We start from the raw sequence: 21,648 nt of genomic DNA, 5'->3' as shown, positions 1-21,648 counted from the left end.
GAGGAACGAAGGCTGCGAGCTGTTGTGGGCCTATGCATTCAAGGCTCGCAGCCTTCGTTCCTCGGCAGCGACTACACAGCCAAGCACAGCCAAGCACAGCCAAGCACAGCCAAGCAGAGCGAGTTTCAATCGCCCTTTAGCAGGAAATTTTCGCTGGGGGCGTCCACGTCCAGGGTCTGTACCTGTGCCTCATCCTTCAAGTTGACCCCCGACAATTGCCGACGGCAGGCTTCGCGCATCAAGTAGGCCAGCCGATGAGCGGCCATGCCATAGCTCAAGCCTTCGAGCCGTACATTGGATATGCAGTTGCGATACGCATCGGTCAGGCCGATCTTGGGCCCGTAGGTGAAGTACAGCCCCAGGCTGTCGGGTGAGCTCAGACCGGGGCGTTCGCCGATCAGCATCACCACCATTCGTGCCCCCAGCAGTTCGCCAATTTCGTCGGCCACGGCCACACGGCCTTGCTCCACCAAAATGACGGGGGACAGTGACCAACCTTCGGTCGCCGTGTGCTCTTCCATGCGCGCCAAAAACGGCAGGGTGTGGCGATGAACGGCCAGTGCCGACAAACCATCGGCGACCACCACTGCCACATCGATCCCCCCCGGGTTGGCCTGGGCGTAGTCGCGCAATTGCTGTGCGGAACCGTCGTTAAGCTTGCGCCCCAGGTCCGGTCGCTGCAGGTAGCTGTGGCGGTCAATGGCGGCGCTGTGCAGCAACAGGCTTTCGCGGCCGCGCTCGCTCAACTGCGCGCTCAAGCCTGGGTGATCAAACGGCAAATGGACCGCATCGCGGGCCTGGGCGTGAGCAAACTGAAAATCGAGCTGGGCATGGGTCGGCATGCTGGTACCGGTGCGGCCCAGGGCAATCCGCGCCGGGGTCAGTCGGCGCAGTTCCAGCCACGGGTTCGGGCTGTCGGTCGGGGTGTTGGCCATGTCTAGCGTCCTCCCAGGTGAGCCAGCGCCTGGCGAAATGCAGGGGGCAATTGATGACCGAACTCAATCCGGCCGTCAGCCTGAGTGAATATTCCGACCTTGCTCAGCCATTGTTCAAACTCGGGTGCAGGCTTGAGTCCCAGGGTTTTGCGCGCATACAGCGCATCATGAAAGGAAGTGGTCTGGTAGTTGAGCATGATGTCGTCCGACCCTGGAATGCCCATGATGAAGTTGATCCCGGCCACGCCCAGCAGCGTCAGCAGGTTGTCCATATCATCCTGATCCGCTTCGGCGTGGTTGGTGTAGCAGATGTCGCAGCCCATGGGCACACCCAGCAGCTTGCCGCAGAAGTGGTCCTCAAGACCGGCCCGAATAATCTGCTTGCCGTTGTACAGGTACTCGGGGCCGATAAAGCCGACCACGGTATTGACCAGAAACGGCTTGAAATGCCGCGCAACCGCGTAGGCCCGCGTCTCGCAGGTCTGTTGATCCACGCCGAAATGGGCGTTGGCTGACAGCGCGCTGCCCTGGCCTGTTTCGAAATACATCAAGTTGTTGCCCAACGTGCCGCGATTGAGGCTTAAACCCGCTTCATAGCCTTCCTGCAGAACATTCAGGTTGATGCCGAAACTGGCGTTGGCCGCTTCGGTGCCTGCAATGGACTGAAACACCAGATCCAGCGGCACTCCGCGGTTGATCGCCTCGATTGACGTGGTGACGTGGGTCAGCACGCAAGACTGGGTGGGGATCTCATAGCGCTGGATGATCGCGTCGAGCATGTTCAGCAAGTCGCAGATCGAGGCGATGCTGTCGGTGGCCGGGTTGATGCCGATCATGGCGTCGCCGTTGCCGTACAGCAGCCCGTCAAGAATGCTGGCGGCAATTCCCGCCGGGTCGTCAGTGGGATGGTTGGGCTGCAGGCGGGTCGAAAGCCGGCCGCGCAGGCCCATGGTGCCGCGAAACCGGGTAACGACCCGGATCTTTTGGGCCACCAGGATCAGGTCCTGCACGCGCATGATCTTCGATACGGCAGCGGCCATCTCGGGCGTCAGGCCCGGTGCCAGGGCACGCAGGCTGTGTTCATCGGCCGCGTCGCTGAGCAGCCAGTCGCGAAAGCCGCCCACGGTCAGATGACTCACTGCAGAGAAGGCTTGCAGGTCATGGCTGTCGATAATCAGCCGGGTGACTTCGTCGGACTCGTAAGGGATCAGCACTTCTTGCAGGAAATACGCGAGCGGGATATCAGCCAGCGCCATTTGTGCGGCGACGCGTTCGCCGTCGTTGAGTGCGGCCACGCCTGCCAGAAAATCTCCGGAACGTGCCGGACTGGCTTTGGCCATTACGTCTTTGAGGCTGTCGAAACGGTAGGTCTGGGTGCCAACCGCATGAGAGAAAGTTGCCATTCAGGGTGCTCCATGACGCCAGGCGCAGTGCGCCTGGCGGATTTCTCAGCGGTTAGTGCAGGGCTTTTTCAGCCTGTTGAATAGCCGCGAATTCCTCTTCCGGCGTACCGGCCACCAAGTGGTGTCGGCTATAGAACGCGAAGTAGGCAATTAATACTCCATAGATCACCGCAGCGCCAATCACCACCCGAGGGTCTACCAGGAAACCGGCGACGACCGCGACGCAGGCGAGCACCAAAGCGATGCCTGAAGTGAAAATACCGCCCGGCGTACGATACGGACGCTCCATTTTGGGGCGACGAATGCGCAGGGTGATGTGCGCGGCCATCATCAGCACGTAAGAAATCGTTGCACCAAACACCGCCACCAGAATCAGCAAGTCGCCCTGACCGGTCAGCGACAGGCCAAAACCGATAATGCCGGGAATGATCAAGGCCAGTACCGGGGCCTTGCTCTTGTTGGTTTCGGACAGTTTGCGCGGCAAGTAGCCTGCGCGGGACAAGGCGAAGATCTGGCGCGAGTAGGCGTAAATGATCGAGAAGAAGCTGGCGATCAAACCGGCCAGACCCACCAGGTTCACAAAGCCACCCATCCATGTGGAGCCGCCATACGCCTTGCTCAGTGCCTCAACCAGCGGGTTGCCCGAGGCCATCAAGCTGTTCGCGCCCGCGCCACCCGGACCGATCACCAGGATTAGCAGGGCGAAGGTGGCCAGCACCAGCATGGCGCCGATCAGGCCGCGAGGCAGGTCACGCTTGGGGTTTTTGGTTTCTTCAGCAGCCAGCGGCACGCCTTCGACCGCGAGGAAAAACCAGATCGCGTAAGGAATCGCCGCCCAGACGCCGACATAACCGAACGGCAGGAAGGGACTGGCGCCCTTGGCTTCGGTGACCGGGATATCCAGCAGGTTGGCGACACTGAAGTGCGGCACCATCGCGACCAGAAATACCCCCAGGGCAATGGCGGCCACGGCAGTGATGATAAACATCAGCTTGAGCGCTTCACCGACCCCGAAAATGTGGATGCCGATAAAGATGATGTAGAACGCCAGATAGATCATCCAGCCGCCAATCCCGAAGAGCGACTCGCAATAGGCACCAATAAACACGGCAATGGCCGCGGGTGCGATGGCGTATTCGATCAGGATCGCGGTACCGGTCAGAAACCCGCCCCAAGGCCCGAAGGCGCTGCGTGCGAAGCCGTAGCCGCCGCCAGCGGTGGGGATCATCGAAGACAGTTCAGCCAGCGAAAAGCACATGCACAAGTACATGGTGGCCATCAGCAATGTGGCGATAAACATCCCGCCCCAGCCGCCTTGGGCCAGACCAAAGTTCCAGCCGGCATAGTCGCCGGAAATCACATAGGCCACGCCCAGGCCCACCAGCAGGACCCAGCCGGCAGCGCCTTTTTTCAGTTCTCGTTGTTGGAAATATTCGCTGCCGACCTTTTCAAAGTCGACAGAGGATGCCGCCGAAGCGGGAGTAGGTTCGCTAGGCATGGGGTTCACCTGTTCTTTTATAGTTTGAGAAAATATGACAGGGAGCAAAGCAAGAGCTGGGCCACAGGAGCTGAAACATCCCTTGTAGTCGCTGCCGAAGGCTGCGATTGGACTGCGCAGGCTCCGGATAACGGGTTGCTGTGCAACCCTTCGCAGCCTGCGGCAGCGACTACAGGAATTGGGGGGGTTAGAAGAAACCCAGCGGGTTGATGTCGTAGCTCACCAGCAGGTTTTTGGTCTGCTGATAGTGGTCGAGCATCATTTTGTGGGTCTCACGGCCAACGCCGGATTTTTTGTAACCACCGAACGCGGCGTGTGCCGGGTACAGGTGATAGCAGTTGGTCCACACACGACCGGCCTTGATTGCGCGGCCCATGCGGTAGGCGCGGTTGATGTCGCGGGTCCACAGACCTGCACCCAGGCCGAACTCGGTGTCGTTGGCAATCGCCAGTGCTTCGGCTTCGTCTTTGAAGGTGGTGATGCTGACCACCGGGCCAAAGATTTCTTCCTGGAAAACACGCATTTTGTTGGTGCCCTTGAGCAGGGTCGGCTGGATGTAATAGCCGGTAGCCAGGTCGCCTTCGAGCTTGGCCACGGCACCGCCGGTCAGCAGTTGCGCGCCTTCTTTCTTGGCGATTTCAAGGTAGGAGAGGATTTTATCGAACTGCTGTTCGGACGCCTGGGCGCCGACCATGGTGTCCGTGTCCAGCGGATCGCCACGCTTGATCGATTCGACCTTTTTCATCACCACTTTCATGAAGTCGTCGTAGATCGACTCTTGAATCAGTGCCCGGGATGGACACGTGCAGACTTCCCCTTGGTTGAAAAACGCCAGCACCAGACCTTCAGCGGCTTTCTCAATGAAGGTTGGCTCTGCCTGCATGATGTCTTCGAAGAAGATGTTCGGCGATTTGCCGCCCAGCTCAACGGTCGACGGAATGATGTTCTCGGCAGCACATTTCATGATGTGCGAGCCCACTGGCGTAGAGCCGGTGAAGGCGATCTTGGCAATGCGCTTGCTGGTGGCCAGTGCTTCGCCCGCTTCTTTGCCGAACCCTTGCACCACGTTGAGCACGCCCGGTGGCAGCAGGTCGCCGATCAGTTCCATCAGCACGGTGATGCTCAGCGGAGTTTGCTCGGCGGGTTTGAGCACCACGCAGTTACCGGCAGCCAGTGCTGGCGCAAGCTTCCAGGCGGCCATCAGCAGCGGGAAGTTCCACGGGATGATCTGTCCGACCACACCTAGCGGCTCGTGGATGTGGTAGGCCACGGTATTGCCGTCAATTTCGGCGGCACTGCCTTCCTGGGCGCGGATGCAACCGGCGTAGTAACGGAAGTGGTCGGCGGCCAGGGGCACGTCGGCGTTCAGGGTTTCGCGCACGGCTTTGCCGTTGTCCCAGGTTTCGGTCACGGCCAGCAGTTCGAGGTTCTGTTCGATACGGTCAGCGATTTTCAGCAGTACCAGAGAGCGCGCCTGCACGGAGGTCGCGCCCCATGCATCGGCAGCGGCATGGGCGGCGTCGAGGGCTTTGTCGATGTCTTCTGCGGTCGAGCGCGGGAATTCGGCGATGGCTTTGCCGTTCACAGGCGAGGTGTTAGTGAAGTACTGGCCTTTGACGGGCGCCACGAATTCGCCGCCGATGTAGTTACCGTAGCGGCTCTTGAACGAGACGATCGAGCCTTCTGTACCGGGTTGTGCGTAACGCATGGGGTGTGTCTCCTGGCTTTATTGTGCTTATGGGAGGACGCGCTGTGGCGCTGGCAGAAGCAGGAGCAAGGGCTGGGCCATATTTGTGGAAGCCTTGCAGGCCGGGGCTTTGCAGGTTTTAGCCAGTGGTTGGGGGAGGGTCGCTGTGACAGCTGTGACACAGTGGCTGTGACAATATGTACCGTTCTTGGCGCAACCGATGACCGGCGGGTCAGTTCGTGATTGCAAAGGGCTGCAGGCGAGAGGATGCTGGATGTTCGGTTTGGACTGGATCTCTGTAGTCGCTGAGGGCGAGTTGCCTCCGTCGAGCGGGAGACCACCGAGACAGAGCGGAGAACAATAAGAAATGCACAGTACCGATTTGAGCCGTCACGCACGGCAAGTGATTGATGTCACCCAGGGCCGCCCTCAAGGGTGTGACCCGTCCATCGTTCGCTCCTGGCAACGTTGCCTGGAGGACTACCATCTCGATCCCGCGCAGACCATTGCCCCTACCGTGCTTGAACAAGGGCGCATTCTCGAAGGCCGAGAGCGGTTGCAGCAGGTGCTGAAAATTGCCGGTCACGAAATGAACAGCCTGCATCAGCAGCTTTCCGGTGCCGGGCACGCAGTGTTGCTGACCGATGCCCGTGGCGTGATTCTCAACTGTGTCACCGCACCTTCCGAGCGCAAGGTGTTCGAGCAGGCCGGGTTGTGGCTGGGAGCTGACTGGAGCGAGGCGCGGGAGGGCACCAATGGTATCGGCACGTGCCTGGTGGAGCGTCAGGCGCTGACGATCCACCAGGACGAACACTTTCGCGGTCGGCACACCGGGCTGACCTGCTCGGCCAGTCCTGTGTTTGATCCGCAGGGCGAGTTGCTGGCGGTGCTGGATGTGTCTTCGGCACGGCATGAGGCTTCGCGTCAGAGCCAGTTTCATACAATGGCGCTGGTCAACCTGTCGGCCAAGATCATCGAGAACAGCTACTTTCTGGGGCATTTCGAAAACCAGTGGCTGTTGCGCTTTCACCTGCAGGCAGAGTCCGTCGGGCTGTTCAGTGAGGGCATGCTGGCGTTTGATGGTGACGGGATTATTTGCGCGGTTAACCAAAGTGCCTTGAACTTGTTGGGCCACGTACGTGGGGGGCTGCTTGGGCACGTGGTCGAAAGTGTTTTCGATTGCCAGCGTGATGAGCTTTTTTCTCGGGCCACTGCCCATGCGAGCACCAGTTGGCCGCTGCGCACCCGCGATGGTCGCCGACTGTTTGCGGCCCTGCGCGGGCAGCCGCGACAAGGGACTGCCCCGGTCGCCGTGCACGTTGAACCCGTTCGCGCGCGCCCAAGCGGGATTTGTCTGGGGGATGAGGCCTTGCAGGTCGATTTTCGCCGTGCGCTGCGGGTGTTTGAGCGGGATGTGCCGCTGCTGATCAACGGCGAAACCGGTTCCGGCAAGGAAGCCTTTGCCAAGGCCGTGCACCAGGCCAGTTTGCGCAGCAGCCAGCCTTTCGTGGCACTCAATTGCGCATCGATTCCGGAGAGCCTGATCGAGAGCGAGCTGTTCGGTTATCGCGGCGGCAGCTTCACCGGGGCCCGCAAGGAAGGCATGCAAGGCAAATTGCAGCAGGCCGATGGCGGCACCTTGTTCCTCGACGAAATTGGCGATATGCCACTGGCGCTGCAAACCCGTCTATTAAGAGTGCTGGAGGACCGTCAGGTGGTGCCGATCGGGGGCGAACCGCTGGAGGTCAACGTGCGCATCATCAGCGCGACTCACCGTAACTTGCAGGAGCGGGTGGCCGACGGCAGTTTTCGCGAGGACTTGTACTACCGTCTCAACGGGCTGGAAGTCGGCCTGCCTGCGTTGCGCGATCGCACTGACAAGTCGCAGTTGCTGGACTTCTTGCTGGCAGAGGAGGCGGGCGGGCAACCGTTGCGGATCAGTCAGGGAGCGCGCGAGGCGCTGCTGGAGTTTGCCTGGCCGGGCAACGTGCGCCAATTGCGTAATGTGCTGCGCACCCTGGCGGCTTTGTGTGATGACGACGTAATCCAGTTCGGCGACTTGCCTGCCACTATTCGCCTGGCTCCGTCCAGGGTCCCCGAACCTTGTGAGCACCCGCTTGAGGATGCCGAAAAGCAGGCCTTGTTGCTGGCGCTCGAACTGCACCGCTGGCACATGACCCATACGGCGCTGCAATTGGGGGTTAGCCGCAATACCCTTTATAGAAAGCTGCGCAAGCATGGGATTGAACGCTGAGCTGAGCGACTTTACGTGTGTGGGAGCTGCGGTCTGCCTGGCAAACCGCGGTGATGTCATCGCGAGCAAGCCCGCTCCCACATGAATCATCAGGTGCGAAAAGAACCCCCCTGCGCTACCCTTCGCCGATGATTTACGAGGTCGACTATGCACATTCATATTCTTGGTATTTGCGGCACTTTCATGGGTTCGCTGGCGGTTCTGGCCAAAGAACTGGGCCATCACGTTACCGGCTCTGACGCTAACGTCTATCCGCCAATGAGCACCCAGCTGCAGGCTCAAGGTATCGAATTGACTCAGGGCTATGACCCGTCTCAGCTCGATCCGGCTCCGGATGTGGTGGTGATCGGCAACGCGCTGTCGCGGGGCAACCCGGCAGTGGAGTACGTGCTGAACAAGGGCCTGCCCTATGTCTCGGGCCCGCAATGGCTGGCCGACCATGTGCTGCAGGGTCGCTGGGTGTTGGCCGTGGCCGGCACCCACGGCAAAACCACCACCAGCAGCATGCTGGCCTGGGTCCTGGAGCACGCGGGCATGGCGCCGGGGTTCCTGATTGGTGGCGTGCCGCAAAACTTTGCTGTGTCGGCCCGTTTGGGTGACACCCCGTTCTTTGTGGTGGAAGCCGACGAATATGACAGCGCGTTTTTCGACAAGCGTTCGAAATTCGTTCACTACCGCCCGCGCACGGCGATCCTCAACAATCTTGAGTTCGATCATGCCGACATCTTCCCGGACTTGCCGGCCATTGAGCGTCAATTCCATCATTTGGTGCGCACCATTCCGAGTGAAGGGCTGGTGATCCATCCGACCACAGAGCCTGCCTTGCAGCGTGTGATCGAGATAGGTTGCTGGACGCCGGTGCAAACCACGGGCGAGGGCGGCCAATGGCAAGCTCGCCTGCTCAGTGACGATGGTTCGCGTTTTGAGGTGCTGTTTGACGGCGTCCTGCAGGGCACCGTCGACTGGGACATGACCGGCCAGCACAACGTGGCCAATGCCTTGGCGACCTTGGCTGCTGCACGCCATGTGGGTGTTGTACCGAGCCTGGCAATTGATGGCTTGAGTGCCTTCAAAAGCGTGAAACGCCGTATGGAAAAAGTCGCAGAAGTTAACGGCATTACCATCTACGACGACTTTGCCCACCACCCGACCGCGATTGCGACCACCCTCGACGGCCTGCGCAAGCGCATTGGTGACGCATCGCTGATTGCCGTGATTGAGCCGCGCTCCAATTCCATGAAGCTTGGTGCCCACCGTGATGGTCTGCCGCAAAGTGTGGTGCAGGCCGATCACGTGGTCTGGTACGCACCGGCCAATCTGGGATGGGATCTGGCGGCGACGGTTGCGTCGAGTCCTGTACCGACCAAGGTGTGCGATTCGCTGGAAGCCATCATTGCCGAGGTCAAGGCTCAGGTTAAGCCGGGCGCCCATGTGGTGATCATGAGCAACGGTGGCTTCGGCGGCCTGCATGGCAAGCTGGCGGACGCGCTGCAATGAGCGGCCCGGAGCGTATAACCCTGGCCGTCACCGGCGCATCGGGCATGCAGTACGCCTTGCGCTTGCTCGACTGCCTGGTGCGAGAGGATCGCGAAGTGCACTTCCTGATCTCAAAGGCGGCGCAGTTGGTGATGGCCACTGAAACCGACGTCAGCCTGCCGGCCAAACCGCAGGCGATGCAGGCGTTCCTGACTGAATACACCGGGGCTGCTGCCGGCCAGATTCGGGTGTACGGCAAGGAAGACTGGATGTCGCCGGTGGCTTCGGGGTCGGGTGCTCCGGCAGCGATGGTGGTGGTGCCCTGTTCGACCGGCACGCTGTCGGCGATTGCCACTGGCGCCTGCAATAATCTGGTGGAGCGGGCGGCCGATGTGACCCTCAAGGAGCGCCGCCAGTTGATTCTGGTGCCCCGTGAAGCGCCGTACTCCAGCATCCATCTGGAGAACATGCTCAAGCTGTCCAATATGGGCGCGGTGATCATGCCAGCGTCCCCCGGCTTTTATCATCAGCCACAGACCATCGATGATCTGGTGGATTTTGTGGTGGCGCGCATTCTCAACCTGCTCAATATCCCCCAGGACATGCTCCCGCGTTGGGGTGAACACCATGTGGGCGGCGATGAATAAGGCGCTGCTGGCCTTGCTGGTGGCTGCTCTGGTGTGTGGTTGCGCCAGCGTACGTACGCTTAACGCAGCCAAGCCGGGTGCTCCGATTGTCTATTCGGGCACCCGGCTTGACCTGTATGCGTTGCAGGGAGGGTGTTGCGCCAAGGATCGCTTTGGCGCCGATGCTCCGCGATATCCCGGGCTGGACCTGCCCGCCAGTGCGTTGCTCGACACGGTGGTGTTGCCGTTGTCAGTGCTGACCGTGCTGGGTGTCGGGTTTCAGGCCAGCGGCGGTTTGTAGCGAACGGGTTGCGGGCTATTTGCCCAGCTTGCGCAGTTCATCGGACTCAATCACCCGTATGCCGTCCTGCTCTTCCAGCGCCAGGCGCCAAAGGGCCCGGGCCAGTTGGCACGCTTCGATGCCGTGGTACTTGCCCGGAATCAGTTTGGATAGTGGCCCCGCGATCTGCTCGGCCAGTCGCGGTTCAACGCGGTCGCCAAGTAACAGCGAAGGGCGTGCGATGGTCAGTTGCGGCCAGTTCTGGGCGCGCAGCGATTGCTCCATCTCGCCTTTGACCCGGTTATAGAACACCGAAGATTTGGGGTCGGCGCCAATGGCACTGATCACAATCAGGTGCCGTGCGCCCATTTCCCGTGCCCGTTTGGCGAAAGCCACCACCATGTCATGGTCGACTGCGCGGAATGCCGCTTCCGAGCCAGCCTGTTTGATGGTGGTACCCAGGCAGCAGAAGGCCACATCGACCCGCCCACTCAGTTGGGGCAGGAATACGGCTGGATCCCCTACCGGGTTTTCCAGGTGCGGATGCGCTGCCAGAGGCTTGCGCGAAGGGGCAAGCACTCGGGTGATGGTCGGTTCATTAAGCAGGCGGTCGAGCAACAGCTCACCCGTAAGGCCGGTGGCTCCTGCGAGCAGAATATGTGAAGGCGTCAAGTGCATAGTGTTTCTCCCTTGATACAACCAGCGTAGCCATTCCAGGGTTATTTGCTTACTGCAAAGCCTGTTTTGCTTGTTGCTGACGCAAGCGTTGCCAGTGGTTCAGAACGCCTTTTGGCGCCCAGATCTGCGGTTCAGAAGGTTCGTAGCCATCAGCCACCTCGCGCTCGGCGACATAGCCTTTGGCCAGTTTGAAGGCTTTTTGCAAATCGTCTGTCTGGTTCAGAGCCTGGGCAAACAAGGCATTGCCGAAGTAAGTGAAGTCGGCTTCTTCCGAGCAGCCGAAGGACACGCGATCAGCCTTGGATGCGGTCATGATCAGGGTCTTTTCATCCTTGAGTGCGGGGATAAAGCCGCCTGAATAGCAGGATGAAATCACGATGATCTTGTCGCGGTTTTTCAGTGGGGCCAGTGCCGCCGCGAGGTCGTCGGCGGGCAGGTCTGCCAGCTCCAGACGGGGCTGATCCAGTACCAGTTCGTGTTCCTGGGTGCCGTGGCTGGTCAGGTAAATAAAGATCAGGTCTTCCGGTCCGGTCCGTTCGGCCAGGGTAAGGGCTGCGCGGTGCAGGTTCTCGCGGGTGGCCATGGGGCGATCGAGCAGGTGATCGCGGTGGTTCACCAGCGTGATCTGGCCACGGCTGCCAAAGCGGCTGGCGAGCATGTCGTTGACGTAATCGGCTTCGCGCTTGAACACGCTCTGTTTGCCGTCCCCTGCCAGCACCAGGCTGTACAGCTCAATGGCCGGTGTTGAGGGTGCGATGCCTGCCAGTGCCTCGTTGAGCAGTGTGCCCTGGTTGAGTAGCCCCAGCTCCAGCGGATCGGGCAAGACCTTGCCATTGGCATCGCGTACCCGCTGGCCGTTAAGCCAGAAACCGCTTTGCACCGTGCCATCGGCCAGGGTCAGGGTGCCCTGGCCCTGATAGGTGTCTGCGGCAAACTCACCCACATAGCTGCTGGCATCGGGCAGGCTCAAATGGCCGGGGCCGTTGAAGCGCCATTCGTTGAACATGCCGCGGTAATGGCTGCCATCGATGCCGATCAGTTCGCCCTTGCCGGTCAGTGCACCGTCCTTGAACTCCCCGACCCAGACGTCACCGTCGGCATTTTCATAGCGGCCTTTGCCGTTCAGCTGGTTGTGCTTGAACGCGCCTTCGTACTGGTCGCCGTCTGCGCTGTTGAACACGCCGTTGCCTTCCAGCTCGCCATTGACGAACTGACCGGTAAATTCATTGCCGCTGGCATCGCTGCGCATCCCTTCGCCGTGGGGCTTGCCGTGGGCAAACTGGCCTTTGTACTGGCTGCCGTCTTCCAGTTCGAGCTGGCCGTTGCCGGAGAACTGGTCATCCTTGAACTCGCCGCGATAGCTCAAGCCTGCCTCTTTGCGAGTGCCTTCACCCTCGCGCCGGCCCTGCTTGAACCCGCCTACATAGGTGCTGTCGTGAGCAGTCAGGCTACCTTGGCCGCTAAACAGTCCTTGTTCAAAGCCGCCGCGATACACATCGCCATTGCTGGCGTGCCATTCGCCCTGGCCTTGCCACAGGCCATTTTTGAAATCCCCTGCGTACCAACTGCCGTTCGGGTAGTCGATGCGGCCCTGGCCTTGCAACAACCCGTTGACCACTTCGCCACGATAACGCCCGCCATCGGGCAGGCGTGCGTCTGGCGGTAACAGTGATTCACCGTCACCGCAGGCCGTCAGCAGCAGGGTCAAAGCAAGGGGGGCAAATGGGCGCATAACGGGATCCGGATAATTAAGCCACCGAGTATGCCGTAGCAATGGGGACTGTCTATAGGCCCGGATGAAACATCGACAGTTATTGCATGCCAGGGTGCAAGCCAGGGCCGTTGGTCGGCGGGACGTGCTTATAATGCGGCACAAAAAAAATCGCTGGAGAGGTGAGATGTTGTTACGCGGCTTGACTTGGCTGGTGCTGTTTCAATTGCTGGGCACTGCGCTCAATCACTTGTTCGTCCCTGCGTTGCCCGGTCCCATTATTGGGCTTGTGCTGTTGCTGGGCTTTTTGATGGTGCGGGGTCAGGTCGGCGAGCCATTGAGCCAGGCGGCCAGCAGTCTGTTGCGTTATCTACCCTTGTTGCTGGTGCCGCCCGCGGTGGGCGTCATGGTGTATGCCGCCGATATTGCCGCTGACTTTTGGGCCATCGTCGGTGCGCTGGTGCTGTCGCTGTTGATCTCGATGGGGTTTGTGGGAGTGCTGATGCAGCGCCTGCTCAAGCGTCACAGCCACCCTGAGGAGCGGCCATGAGTGTTCAATGGCAAGGCGCCTGGGAGTCAGTCATCCACCATCCACTGTTTGGCATTGGCATCACCCTGGGTGCCTATCAGCTGGTACTTGCCGCCTACGAAAAAACCCGCTGGCTCTTTCTGCAGCCCGTACTGGCGTCGATGCTGCTGGTGATCGGTGTATTGCTCAGTTGCGGCTTGAGCTATGCCGAGTACCGCAAAAGCACGGACATCCTGAGTATCTTGCTGGGGCCTGCGACGGTGGCGCTGGCGGTGCCGTTGTACTTGAACCTGCGGCGAATTCGTCAATTGTTCTGGCCCATTTTTACTACGCTGATGATTGGCGGTGTGTTCGCCACCGGGCTGGTGGTGGGGCTGGCCTGGTGGTTCGGGGCCGAACACATGATGCTGATGACCCTTGCGCCCAAATCGGTCACCTCGCCGATTGCCATGCTGGTGGCTGAACAGATTGGCGGTGTCGCCGCGCTGGCAGCAGTGTTTGTATTGATTACAGGGGTGATAGGCGCAATTTGCGGGCCGGCCCTGCTACAGCTTTTGGGGGTTCATAGCCCGGAGGCCCGTGGCATGGCGCTGGGCATGACGGCGCATGCCGTCGGCACGTCGGTGGCGTTGCAGGAGAGTGAAGAATGCGGCGCTTTTGCGGCGTTGGCGATGAGTCTGATGGGCGTTGCCACGGCAGTCTTCTTGCCGTTGGCCGTGACCCTCGTGGTGTAAGGGTGAGTGTATGACGTTGCCGCTGTTTCCTTTGAAGACGGTGCTGTTTCCGGGGTGTGTACTGGATTTGCAGATTTTTGAGGCGCGCTATCTGGACATGATTGCCCGCTGCATGAAGCAGGGCACAGGCTTTGGCGTGGTGTGCATCCTTGAGGGGCGAGAAGTCGGTGATGCGCCCCAGGACATCGCCGGGATCGGCTGCGAAGCGCTGATCCGCGACTTTCAGCAGCAGGACAATGGGCTGCTGGGGATTCGGGTCGAAGGCGGGCGTCGCTTTGAGGTGCTGAGCACTGAGTTGCAGCGCGACCAGTTGCTGGTGGCACAGGTTGAGTGGCTGAGCGAGATCCCCGAGCAACCGCTTCAGGACGAGGATCAGGATCTGCTGGCCTTGCTCAAGGCGCTGGCCGAGCATCCGATGGTCGCCGCCTTGAACATGAATACCGAAGTGGCCGGGCAGCAGTCATTGGCCAATCAACTGGCGTACCTGTTGCCTTTTGCCGAAGCGGACAAGATCGAACTGCTGCAGGTCGATGACCCGCAGCAGCGTCTGGACGGGATTCAAGTGTTGCTCGATGAGATCCAGGGCGAGGCGTTCAATTTATAGAGCACCTCGCGGGCGTCATGCCGTGCTCGGTTCAATAGGCGTAGCGCAGCAGCTCTTTGGACAGATGGGCCAGCATGAAAAAGCCGTAGAGCGCAGTCACCGATGGCAAGATCAGCCACCAGATTTTCTGAGGCACGGGCTCAAGCGGCATGAATCGCTGACTCAACGCCAGGGCAAGTGCGTTGACGGTGATGGCGAGCAGGGCGCCTGCGGTGATATCGGTTGGCCAGTGAGCCCCCAGGTACACCCGCGACATCGCCACGGTAATTGCCAGCAAGCACCCCAGTAGTACCCAGGTGACGCGCATGCGCTGGGGCTGATTGCGTCCGGCCAGAATCGCCAGGGCTACAAAAAACGCAAATGCTCCCGAACTGTGGCCGCTGGGCATGCTGTAGCTGGTCAACGGGTCGACCAGTACTTCGGGGCGCACCCGGGCGAAAAAGTGTTTGGTCGCCGTATTGGCCAAGGCCGTAAACAGCGTGACCCCGCCAAAGAACCACATCGCCCGCCATTGCCTTGCAAACAGCAGAATGACGCACACCAGCGCCGCCGCTAAAAACTGCGTGCGGAAGTTGCCGATTTGCGTCACCAGTACCGCCGCGGTGTCCATGGAGCTGCTGCGGTGCTCTTGTACCAGCGCAGTGATGCCCTGGTCGAAAGCGGTCATGTGCGGGTAGCCAATGAAAACGGCCAGCAGCAGGGTCAGGCTTAATGCACCGATCAGGAGTGTGGCCCTGGGTTGGCGGCGGATGCTGGCATTGATGCTCAGACCCAGCAGGGCAACCAGCCCCACAGCAACGATGGCTGCCTGAGGCCAAAAGCCCTCGGGCAGCGGCAAGCGAATGGCTGCGCCGGTTGCCCAGCCTGGCAGCAGATACGCAACCGCCCAGCCTGCACCCGCCAGCAGGCTGACGCCGATGAATCGAGGCAGCGGCATGTCGCACATCCCGGCCACCATCGGCAACATGGGGCGCAATGGGCCGATAAAACGACCAATCAACAGGCTGACAATGCCATAGCGATGGAAATAGCTCTCGGCACCGTTCATCCACTCAGGGTGGGTGCGCAAGAGTGGCAAGCGTCGAATGTTCTGGTGGAAGCGTCTGCCCAAGGCGTAAGACACCGCGTCTCCCAGTAGCCCGCCGAGAAATCCCAACAGCAACGTTTGGCCCAGTGACAGGGCGCCGCTGCCAGCCATCACGGCAATGGCGAACAACAGTACGGTGCCTGGGACGATGATCCCGGCAATCGCCAGGCACTCCACGCACGCCACAATAAACACCGCAAGGCCCAGCCACTGCGGGTTGGCTGTCAGCCAGCCGGTTACGCTATCGAGCCACGGGCCCATGTTTCAATTTCCTTATTCGCTTTCAGGTTTCTTGTGGGAGCAGCAGTCTTGAAGCGGGCTCGGGTCAGTGTGTGAACCCGTGTAGAGCCGGTGGGAGCCGGGCTTGCCCGCTCCCGCAACAGGGGTTACGAGTTTTGCACAATCAAATAATCCTGCCCCTCGACCTGACCGCGGCGCAGGGGGGTTCGGGTGCAATACCCGGCGTAGTCAGCGTCAACAAAGCGGTACATCAAATGCTCGTCCCGTCCGTGGGGTATGCCCAGGCGAGTGGTCTGGATGATCCGCGAAGGTTTTTCTCTGACGTCATCGACCCATAAACGTTCGGGGTCGAAACATTTTGCATCCCATACGGGGACTTTGAGGCCCAGTGCTTTGCACAGCAGGGTTTGCCCGGCGCAGAGTTTCTGCTCGGGGCGAGGGTTGCCTTGGGCATCGGGGTTGTTGAGTTGCATCTGCGCCAGGCTGTCCGGGCCCGACAGTTCATCCAGCCACGGGAAAGCCGATTTGATCAGTACCGCGTTGCCGGGGCCGTGGGCACTAAAGTTCAGAGAATCGCCGCCACGGGCGTAATACATATAGATGTGCCCGCCATCCAGAAACAGCGCCTTGCGTTTTTCGGTGTACCCCAGCGAAGCGTGGCTGCCCTTGTCGGCCATGTAATAGGCTTCGGTTTCGATAATCCGTGCACTGAGCCACAGGCCGTTGACCCGATGGCGGATAACTTTGCCCAGCAGTTCACGGGCTAGAAGCTGGGCGTCGCGGTCGAAAAAGGCATCAGGCAGCATCATGGGCATTTTCAGGGCGGTCAGTGGATAGCTGAAAAGGGGCAGATAATAGCAAGTCATGCTTAATCGGGGCTGAACGCCGTGTATTTGTAGTCCATTTCGACCATCCGCCTGCCACCGCTGTGCGTAAGGCGGTTGGACCGCTATAATCGGCCGCTTTCCTCCCTGCCAAGACCCTTGAGACCATGACTGAGTCCGTTCTTGACTACATGACCCGCCTGGGTCGCGCTGCTCGCGAAGCTTCCCGCGTGATTGGCCGTGCCAGCACTGCGCAGAAAAACCGTGCCTTGCATGGCGCTGCCGCTGCACTGGATGCCGCTCGCCTGGAACTTGTTGCCGCCAACGAACTGGACCTGGCCGCTGGCCGGGCCAACGGCCTTGAGCCGGCCATGCTGGAGCGCCTGGCGCTGACCCCTGCACGCATCGACAGCATGATTGTCGGCTTGCGTCAGGTGGCCAGCCTGCCAGACCCCATTGGCGCGATCCGCGACATGAGCTACCGCCCCTCGGGTATTCAGGTAGGCAAGATGCGCGTGCCGTTGGGTGTAGTCGGAATCATCTATGAGTCGCGTCCGAACGTGACCATTGATGCCGCCAGTCTGTGCCTGAAGTCAGGCAATGCGACGATCTTGCGCGGTGGCTCCGAAGCCATTCACTCCAACCGTGCCATTGCGGTCTGCATTCAGCGAGGGCTGGCCGAGGCCGGTCTGCCGCCAGCCGTGGTGCAAGTGGTTGAAGTGACCGACCGCGCCGCAGTAGGCGCATTGATCACCATGCCCGAGTACGTTGACGTGATCGTGCCACGGGGTGGCAAAGGCTTGATCGAGCGTGTCAGCCGTGACGCCAGGGTGCCGGTGATCAAGCATCTGGACGGGATTTGCCATGTGTACGTCAGTGCCCATGCTGATCTGGAGAAGGCCCGACGCATTGCGTTCAACGCCAAAACCTACCGTTATGGCATTTGCGGGGCGATGGAAACCCTGCTGGTGGATCAGGCGGTGGCTGCTGAGTTTCTGCCGGCAATGGCTGAACAATTTCGCGCCAAGGGCGTCGAACTGCGCGGTTGCGAACGCACCCAGGCGCTGATCGACGTGGTGGCGGCGACCGAAGATGACTGGAACACCGAGTACCTGGACGCGATTTTGTCGATTCGTGTTGTCGACGGGATTGATCAGGCGATTGAACACATCAATCACTACGGCTCCCACCACACCGACTCGATCGTGACCGAACATCAGGGCGAAGCCCGGCGTTTTATGGCCGAAGTGGACTCCAGTTCCGTGATGCTCAACACACCAACCTGCTTTGCCGATGGATTTGAATACGGATTGGGTGCGGAGATTGGCATTTCTACTGATAAGCTGCACGCCCGCGGACCGGTCGGTCTCGAAGGTCTGACCTGCGAGAAGTACATTGTGGTCGGTGATGGCCAGTTGCGCGGTCAGGAGCCGGTCTGACTTGGTCGCTCTTAAAGCGTCAGGGCCGGCACCGAAAATCGAAGCGTTACCCCTGCGCATAGGCGTGCTGGGTGGAACCTTCGATCCGGTGCATATCGGGCACTTGCGTGGCGGACTTGAAGTGGCTGAAATGATGGAGCTCGACGAGCTTCGTCTGACACCCAATGCCAGGCCTCCCCACCGAGATACGCCCCAGGTGTCGGCTCATGACCGTTTGGCGATGGTCGAGTGTGCTGTCGCAGGAGTGGCTACGCTGGTAGTGGACGCCCGGGAGCTGCAGCGGGACAAACCGTCCTACACGATCGATACGCTGGAACTGATGCGGGCCGAGTTGGCCGCGCACGACCAGTTGTTTTTACTGTTGGGTTGGGACGCTTTTTGCGGCCTGCCCACGTGGCATCGCTGGGAAGAGTTGCTCCAGCATTGCCATATCCTGGTGCTACAGCGCCCGGATGCCGACAGCGAACCGCCGGATGCCTTGCGCAACCTGCTGGCAGCGCGCTCGGTAAGCGACCCGCTGGCCCTGAAGGGGGCAAGCGGACAGATTGCATTCGTTTGGCAGACGCCGCTCGCGGTATCCGCCACCCAGATCCGTCAACTGCTGGCCAGCGGTAAGTCGGTACGTTACCTGGTGCCCGACGCGGTCCTGGCCTACATCGATGCGCACGGGCTTTACCGTGCGTCGAACTAAAAAGGGCGTGTTTCAAGGCGCGAATTCACGTGTATTGAAACACCCGAACATACGAGCAAAACGAGTTTTATATGACTGACAAAGATGTAAGCAAAGTAAAGCGCAAAGGCACGTTCAAAAGCGCCCCTCTGCCAGAAAAAACCTTCACCAACGAGCCGCTCAAGGGCGAAGAGCTGGTCAAGGTAGCGGTTAGCGCTCTGGAAGACGTCAAGGCCCAGGACATTCAGGTCATCGACGTTCGTGACAAGCACAGCATCACTGACTTCATGATCATCGCTACCGGTACTTCGAACCGTCAGATCGGCGCGATGCTCGACAAGATCCGTGAAGCGGTCAAGGCTCTGGGCGTCAAGCCTTTGGGCGAAGAAGGCAAGGGCGACAGCGACTGGGTTCTGCTGGACATGGACGACGTGATCGTTCACATGATGACCGCCAGTGCCCGTCAGTTCTACGACCTGGAGCGTCTGTGGGCCGGTGCTGAACAAAGCCGTGCTGGCAGTGCTGCTCACCACAGCCCGGAAAACACCCATGAGCACTTCCTGAAGCTCAACAAAGACCAAGAGTAAGGGTTCGCTGTGCGCCTGCGTTTGATCGCTGTCGGTTCACGTATGCCTAAATGGGTGGAAGAAGGCTGGCATGAATATGCCAAGCGTCTGCCATCCGAGCTGGCCCTTGAACTGGTGGAAATACCGCTCAATACCCGTGGCAAGAATGCCGACGTGGCTCGATTCATCCGTCAGGAAGGCGAGGCCATGCTGGCCAAAGTCGGCCCCGGTGAGCGGATCGTAACCCTGGAAGTGCACGGCAAACCGTGGAGTACCGAGCAGCTGGCGGTTGAACTCGACCGCTGGCGCCTGGATTCGCGCACGGTGAACTTTATGGTCGGTGGCCCGGAAGGGCTGGCGCCGGAAGTCTGCGCCCGCGCTGACCAGCGCTGGTCGCTGTCGCCATTGACGTTGCCGCACCCGTTGGTAAGGATTCTGATCGGTGAGCAGTTGTATCGCGCCTGGACAGTGTTGTCCGGGCACCCGTATCACAAATAGCTCAGCGCCCTGAATGTCTCAGCCGATTCGCCTTAAAGACCACGAGAAAGACTCACGCCTTGTGCGCGGACGCGTCGTGGTCGGCGCATTTGTCGTGGTGGGCTTGATCTGCGTATTGCTCGCGCGACTTTATTATCTGCAGGTGGTGCAGTACGAGTACCACTCCACCTTGTCAGAAAACAACCGGGTGCATGTGCAGCCGATCCCGCCTACACGGGGTTTGATCTTTGACCGTAATGGCGTGGTTATTGCGGACAACCGTCCCAGCTTCAGCCTGAGCATGACCCGCGAGCGCTCCGGCGACTGGCAGCAAGTGCTCGACGTCATTGTTGAAGTGCTGCAGCTTGCGCCTGAAGATCGCGCCCTGTTTGAAAAGCGCATGAAGCAGGGGCGGCGGCCATTTGAGCCGGTGCCCATTCTGTTTGAGCTTAACGAAGAGCAGATCGCCCGGATTGCCGTAAACCAGTTCCGCCTGCCCGGGGTGGAGGTGGTTGCGCAGTTGGTGCGCCATTACCCGCAAGGCGCGCACTTTGCGCACTCGGTGGGTTACATGGGGCGGATCAACGAGAAAGAGCTTAAAACCCTCGATCCGGTCAACTACAGCGGCACGCACCATATCGGCAAAACCGGCATCGAGCGTTTCTACGAAGCCGAGCTGCACGGTCAGGTGGGTTACGAAGAAGTCGAAACCAATGCCCGGGGCCGGGTATTGCGGGTGCTTAAGCGTACCGACCCGATCCCCGGCAAAGACATCGTGCTCAGCCTCGATATCAAGCTGCAAGAGGCGGCCGAAGAGGCCCTGGCAGGGCGTCGTGGCGCGGTGGTTGCACTTAACCCGATGACGGGGGAAGTGCTGGCCATGGTCAGCCAGCCGAGTTTCGACCCCAACCTGTTCGTGACCGGCATCAGCTTCAAGGCTTATGCCGAGCTGCGCGATTCGATTGATCGCCCATTGTTCAACCGCATCCTGCGCGGCCTGTATCCACCTGGCTCGACCATCAAGCCCGCCGTCGCAATTGCGGGGCTGGACAGTGGCGTGATCAGTGGTACTTCACGTGTGTATGACCCCGGCTATTACCAGTTGCCCAATTACGATCACAAATATCGTAACTGGAACCGCACCGGTGACGGCTACGTCGATCTGGACACCGCGATCATGCGCTCCAACGACACCTATTTTTATGATCTGGCCCACAAGCTGGGGATTGATCGTCTGTCGACCTACATGAATCAGTTCGGTATCGGGCGAAAGGTCTCCCTGGACATGTTCGAGGAATCCGCCGGGCTGATGCCGTCCCGCGAGTGGAAACGGGCCACCCGGCGTCAGGCCTGGTTCCCCGGCGAGACGTTGATTCTGGGGATCGGTCAGGGCTACATGCAGTCCACGCCCCTGCAGTTGGCCCAGGCCACCGCGCTGATTGCCAGTAAAGGCAAGTGGATTCGTCCGCATCTGGCCAAGACCATCGAAGGCGTGCCGCCGGTGGACCCCGATCCGGTACCGGACATCGTCCTGCGTGACCCGTCCAACTGGGCCAAGGTCAACCACGGCATGCAGCAAGTGGTGCATGGCGCACGTGGCACGGCGCGGGTTGCGGGCGTTGGCGCGCAATACCTGATTGCCGGCAAAAGCGGTACGGCACAGGTGGTGGCGATCAAGCAGGGCGAAAAATACGACCGTTCCAAGGTTCAGGAGCGTCACCGAGACCACGCCTTGTTCGTCGGCTTTGCCCCGGCCAACAACCCGCAGATTACGGTCTCGGTCATGATTGAAAACGGCGAAGCCGGCAGCCGCGTAGCCTCGCCTGTGGTGCGCAAGGTCATGGACGCCTGGTTGCTGGGTGAAGACGGCAAACTCAAACCCGAGTACGGCGGTCCCGTAAAGGCAGAGGTTACGGCCAATGATCAGTAA

Annotated in this window: 20 protein-coding genes; 12 read left to right on the top strand and 8 right to left on the bottom strand. The window is 60.2% G+C overall.

Annotation, left to right across the window (positions count from 1 at the left end; translation table 11 throughout):
* Positions 1 to 125: 125 nt before the first annotated feature.
* The 4 genes from eutC to exaC form a co-directional block, all read right to left on the bottom strand.
* A complete protein-coding gene (gene eutC / locus AC19YQ_RS14805) occupies positions 126 to 935 on the bottom strand; it encodes an ethanolamine ammonia-lyase subunit EutC (protein WP_500595400.1) in 810 nt (269 codons plus the stop codon).
* A gap of 2 nt (positions 936 to 937) precedes the next feature.
* Positions 938 to 2,338, bottom strand: coding sequence for an ethanolamine ammonia-lyase subunit EutB (locus AC19YQ_RS14800; RefSeq protein ID WP_133077038.1), 1,401 nt, complete (start codon positions 2,336 to 2,338; stop codon positions 938 to 940).
* A 52-nt stretch (positions 2,339 to 2,390) separates the two neighbouring features.
* Entirely contained in the window at positions 2,391 to 3,836 is a 1,446-nt protein-coding gene (gene eat / locus AC19YQ_RS14795; protein WP_219262629.1) for an ethanolamine permease, read from the bottom strand.
* Positions 3,837 to 4,023: 187 nt separating this feature from the next.
* Positions 4,024 to 5,544, bottom strand: a complete 1,521-nt coding sequence (gene exaC / locus AC19YQ_RS14790) for an acetaldehyde dehydrogenase ExaC (protein ID WP_133077036.1) — start codon at positions 5,542 to 5,544, stop codon at positions 4,024 to 4,026.
* Between the two features lie 346 nt (positions 5,545 to 5,890).
* Between exaC and AC19YQ_RS14785 the strand changes: the two genes are divergently transcribed.
* The 4 genes from AC19YQ_RS14785 (at position 5,891) to AC19YQ_RS14770 (ending at position 10,180) form a co-directional block, all read left to right on the top strand.
* On the top strand, positions 5,891 to 7,777 hold the full coding sequence (locus tag AC19YQ_RS14785) for a sigma-54-dependent Fis family transcriptional regulator (RefSeq protein WP_500595399.1): 1,887 nt from the start codon (positions 5,891 to 5,893) through the stop codon (positions 7,775 to 7,777).
* Between the two features lie 147 nt (positions 7,778 to 7,924).
* Positions 7,925 to 9,274, top strand: coding sequence for a UDP-N-acetylmuramate:L-alanyl-gamma-D-glutamyl-meso-diaminopimelate ligase (gene mpl / locus AC19YQ_RS14780; protein ID WP_500595398.1), 1,350 nt, complete (start codon positions 7,925 to 7,927; stop codon positions 9,272 to 9,274).
* On the top strand, positions 9,271 to 9,900 hold the full coding sequence (gene ubiX, locus AC19YQ_RS14775; protein WP_133077033.1) for a flavin prenyltransferase UbiX: 630 nt from the start codon (positions 9,271 to 9,273) through the stop codon (positions 9,898 to 9,900). The genes mpl and ubiX overlap by 4 nt, the downstream gene beginning before the upstream one ends.
* Complete coding sequence (locus AC19YQ_RS14770; RefSeq protein ID WP_133077032.1) at positions 9,893 to 10,180, top strand: YceK/YidQ family lipoprotein; 288 nt, start codon at positions 9,893 to 9,895, stop codon at positions 10,178 to 10,180. The genes ubiX and AC19YQ_RS14770 overlap by 8 nt, the downstream gene beginning before the upstream one ends.
* Before the next feature lie 15 nt (positions 10,181 to 10,195).
* On the opposite strand, the gene AC19YQ_RS14765 is transcribed toward AC19YQ_RS14770, so the two are convergent.
* Complete coding sequence (locus AC19YQ_RS14765) at positions 10,196 to 10,837, bottom strand: oxidoreductase (protein ID WP_133077031.1); 642 nt, start codon at positions 10,835 to 10,837, stop codon at positions 10,196 to 10,198.
* Positions 10,838 to 10,886: 49 nt separating this feature from the next.
* The gene (locus tag AC19YQ_RS14760; protein WP_133077030.1) at positions 10,887 to 12,569 is read right to left on the bottom strand and encodes a C13 family peptidase; all 1,683 of its coding nucleotides are present in this window, start codon (positions 12,567 to 12,569) and stop codon (positions 10,887 to 10,889) included.
* Positions 12,570 to 12,735: 166 nt separating this feature from the next.
* On the opposite strand from AC19YQ_RS14760, the gene AC19YQ_RS14755 reads away from it, so the two are divergent.
* The 3 genes from AC19YQ_RS14755 to AC19YQ_RS14745 are packed head-to-tail and all read left to right on the top strand — an operon-like array spanning position 12,736 to position 14,415.
* Positions 12,736 to 13,098, top strand: coding sequence for a CidA/LrgA family protein (locus AC19YQ_RS14755; protein ID WP_500595397.1), 363 nt, complete (start codon positions 12,736 to 12,738; stop codon positions 13,096 to 13,098).
* On the top strand, positions 13,095 to 13,811 hold the full coding sequence (locus AC19YQ_RS14750; RefSeq protein ID WP_133077028.1) for an LrgB family protein: 717 nt from the start codon (positions 13,095 to 13,097) through the stop codon (positions 13,809 to 13,811). Before AC19YQ_RS14755 ends, AC19YQ_RS14750 begins: the two co-directional genes overlap by 4 nt.
* Before the next feature lie 10 nt (positions 13,812 to 13,821).
* Entirely contained in the window at positions 13,822 to 14,415 is a 594-nt protein-coding gene (locus AC19YQ_RS14745; RefSeq protein WP_339476390.1) for an LON peptidase substrate-binding domain-containing protein, read from the top strand.
* A 31-nt stretch (positions 14,416 to 14,446) separates the two neighbouring features.
* Here the strand turns inward: AC19YQ_RS14745 and AC19YQ_RS14740 are convergent, their stop codons facing one another.
* The gene (locus tag AC19YQ_RS14740; RefSeq protein ID WP_500595395.1) at positions 14,447 to 15,763 is read right to left on the bottom strand and encodes a bifunctional DedA family/phosphatase PAP2 family protein; all 1,317 of its coding nucleotides are present in this window, start codon (positions 15,761 to 15,763) and stop codon (positions 14,447 to 14,449) included.
* A 125-nt stretch (positions 15,764 to 15,888) separates the two neighbouring features.
* Entirely contained in the window at positions 15,889 to 16,557 is a 669-nt protein-coding gene (locus AC19YQ_RS14735) for a DNA-3-methyladenine glycosylase (protein WP_500595401.1), read from the bottom strand.
* 176 nt (positions 16,558 to 16,733) lie between these two features.
* Between AC19YQ_RS14735 and AC19YQ_RS14730 the strand changes: the two genes are divergently transcribed.
* The 5 genes from AC19YQ_RS14730 (at position 16,734) to mrdA (ending at position 21,648) form a co-directional block, all read left to right on the top strand.
* The gene (locus AC19YQ_RS14730; protein WP_500595394.1) at positions 16,734 to 18,005 is read left to right on the top strand and encodes a glutamate-5-semialdehyde dehydrogenase; all 1,272 of its coding nucleotides are present in this window, start codon (positions 16,734 to 16,736) and stop codon (positions 18,003 to 18,005) included.
* Positions 17,974 to 18,696: a nicotinate-nucleotide adenylyltransferase gene (gene nadD, locus AC19YQ_RS14725; RefSeq protein ID WP_257623002.1), complete on the top strand. Its 723-nt coding sequence runs from the start codon at positions 17,974 to 17,976 to the stop codon at positions 18,694 to 18,696. Before AC19YQ_RS14730 ends, nadD begins: the two co-directional genes overlap by 32 nt.
* Positions 18,697 to 18,767: 71 nt before the next feature.
* Complete coding sequence (gene rsfS, locus AC19YQ_RS14720; RefSeq protein WP_219262635.1) at positions 18,768 to 19,262, top strand: ribosome silencing factor; 495 nt, start codon at positions 18,768 to 18,770, stop codon at positions 19,260 to 19,262.
* A 9-nt stretch (positions 19,263 to 19,271) separates the two neighbouring features.
* Positions 19,272 to 19,739 (top strand): 23S rRNA (pseudouridine(1915)-N(3))-methyltransferase RlmH, encoded by a 468-nt coding sequence (gene rlmH / locus AC19YQ_RS14715; RefSeq protein WP_003444191.1) that lies wholly within the window; start codon positions 19,272 to 19,274, stop codon positions 19,737 to 19,739.
* Positions 19,740 to 19,752: 13 nt separating this feature from the next.
* Positions 19,753 to 21,648 (top strand): penicillin-binding protein 2, encoded by a 1,896-nt coding sequence (mrdA, locus tag AC19YQ_RS14710; protein WP_219262636.1) that lies wholly within the window; start codon positions 19,753 to 19,755, stop codon positions 21,646 to 21,648.

It is taken from the genome of Pseudomonas sp. MF06569, assembly GCF_059862735.1.
The sequence above is the reverse complement of the archived record's forward strand: the minus strand, read 5'-3'. Positions and strand labels throughout refer to the sequence as shown.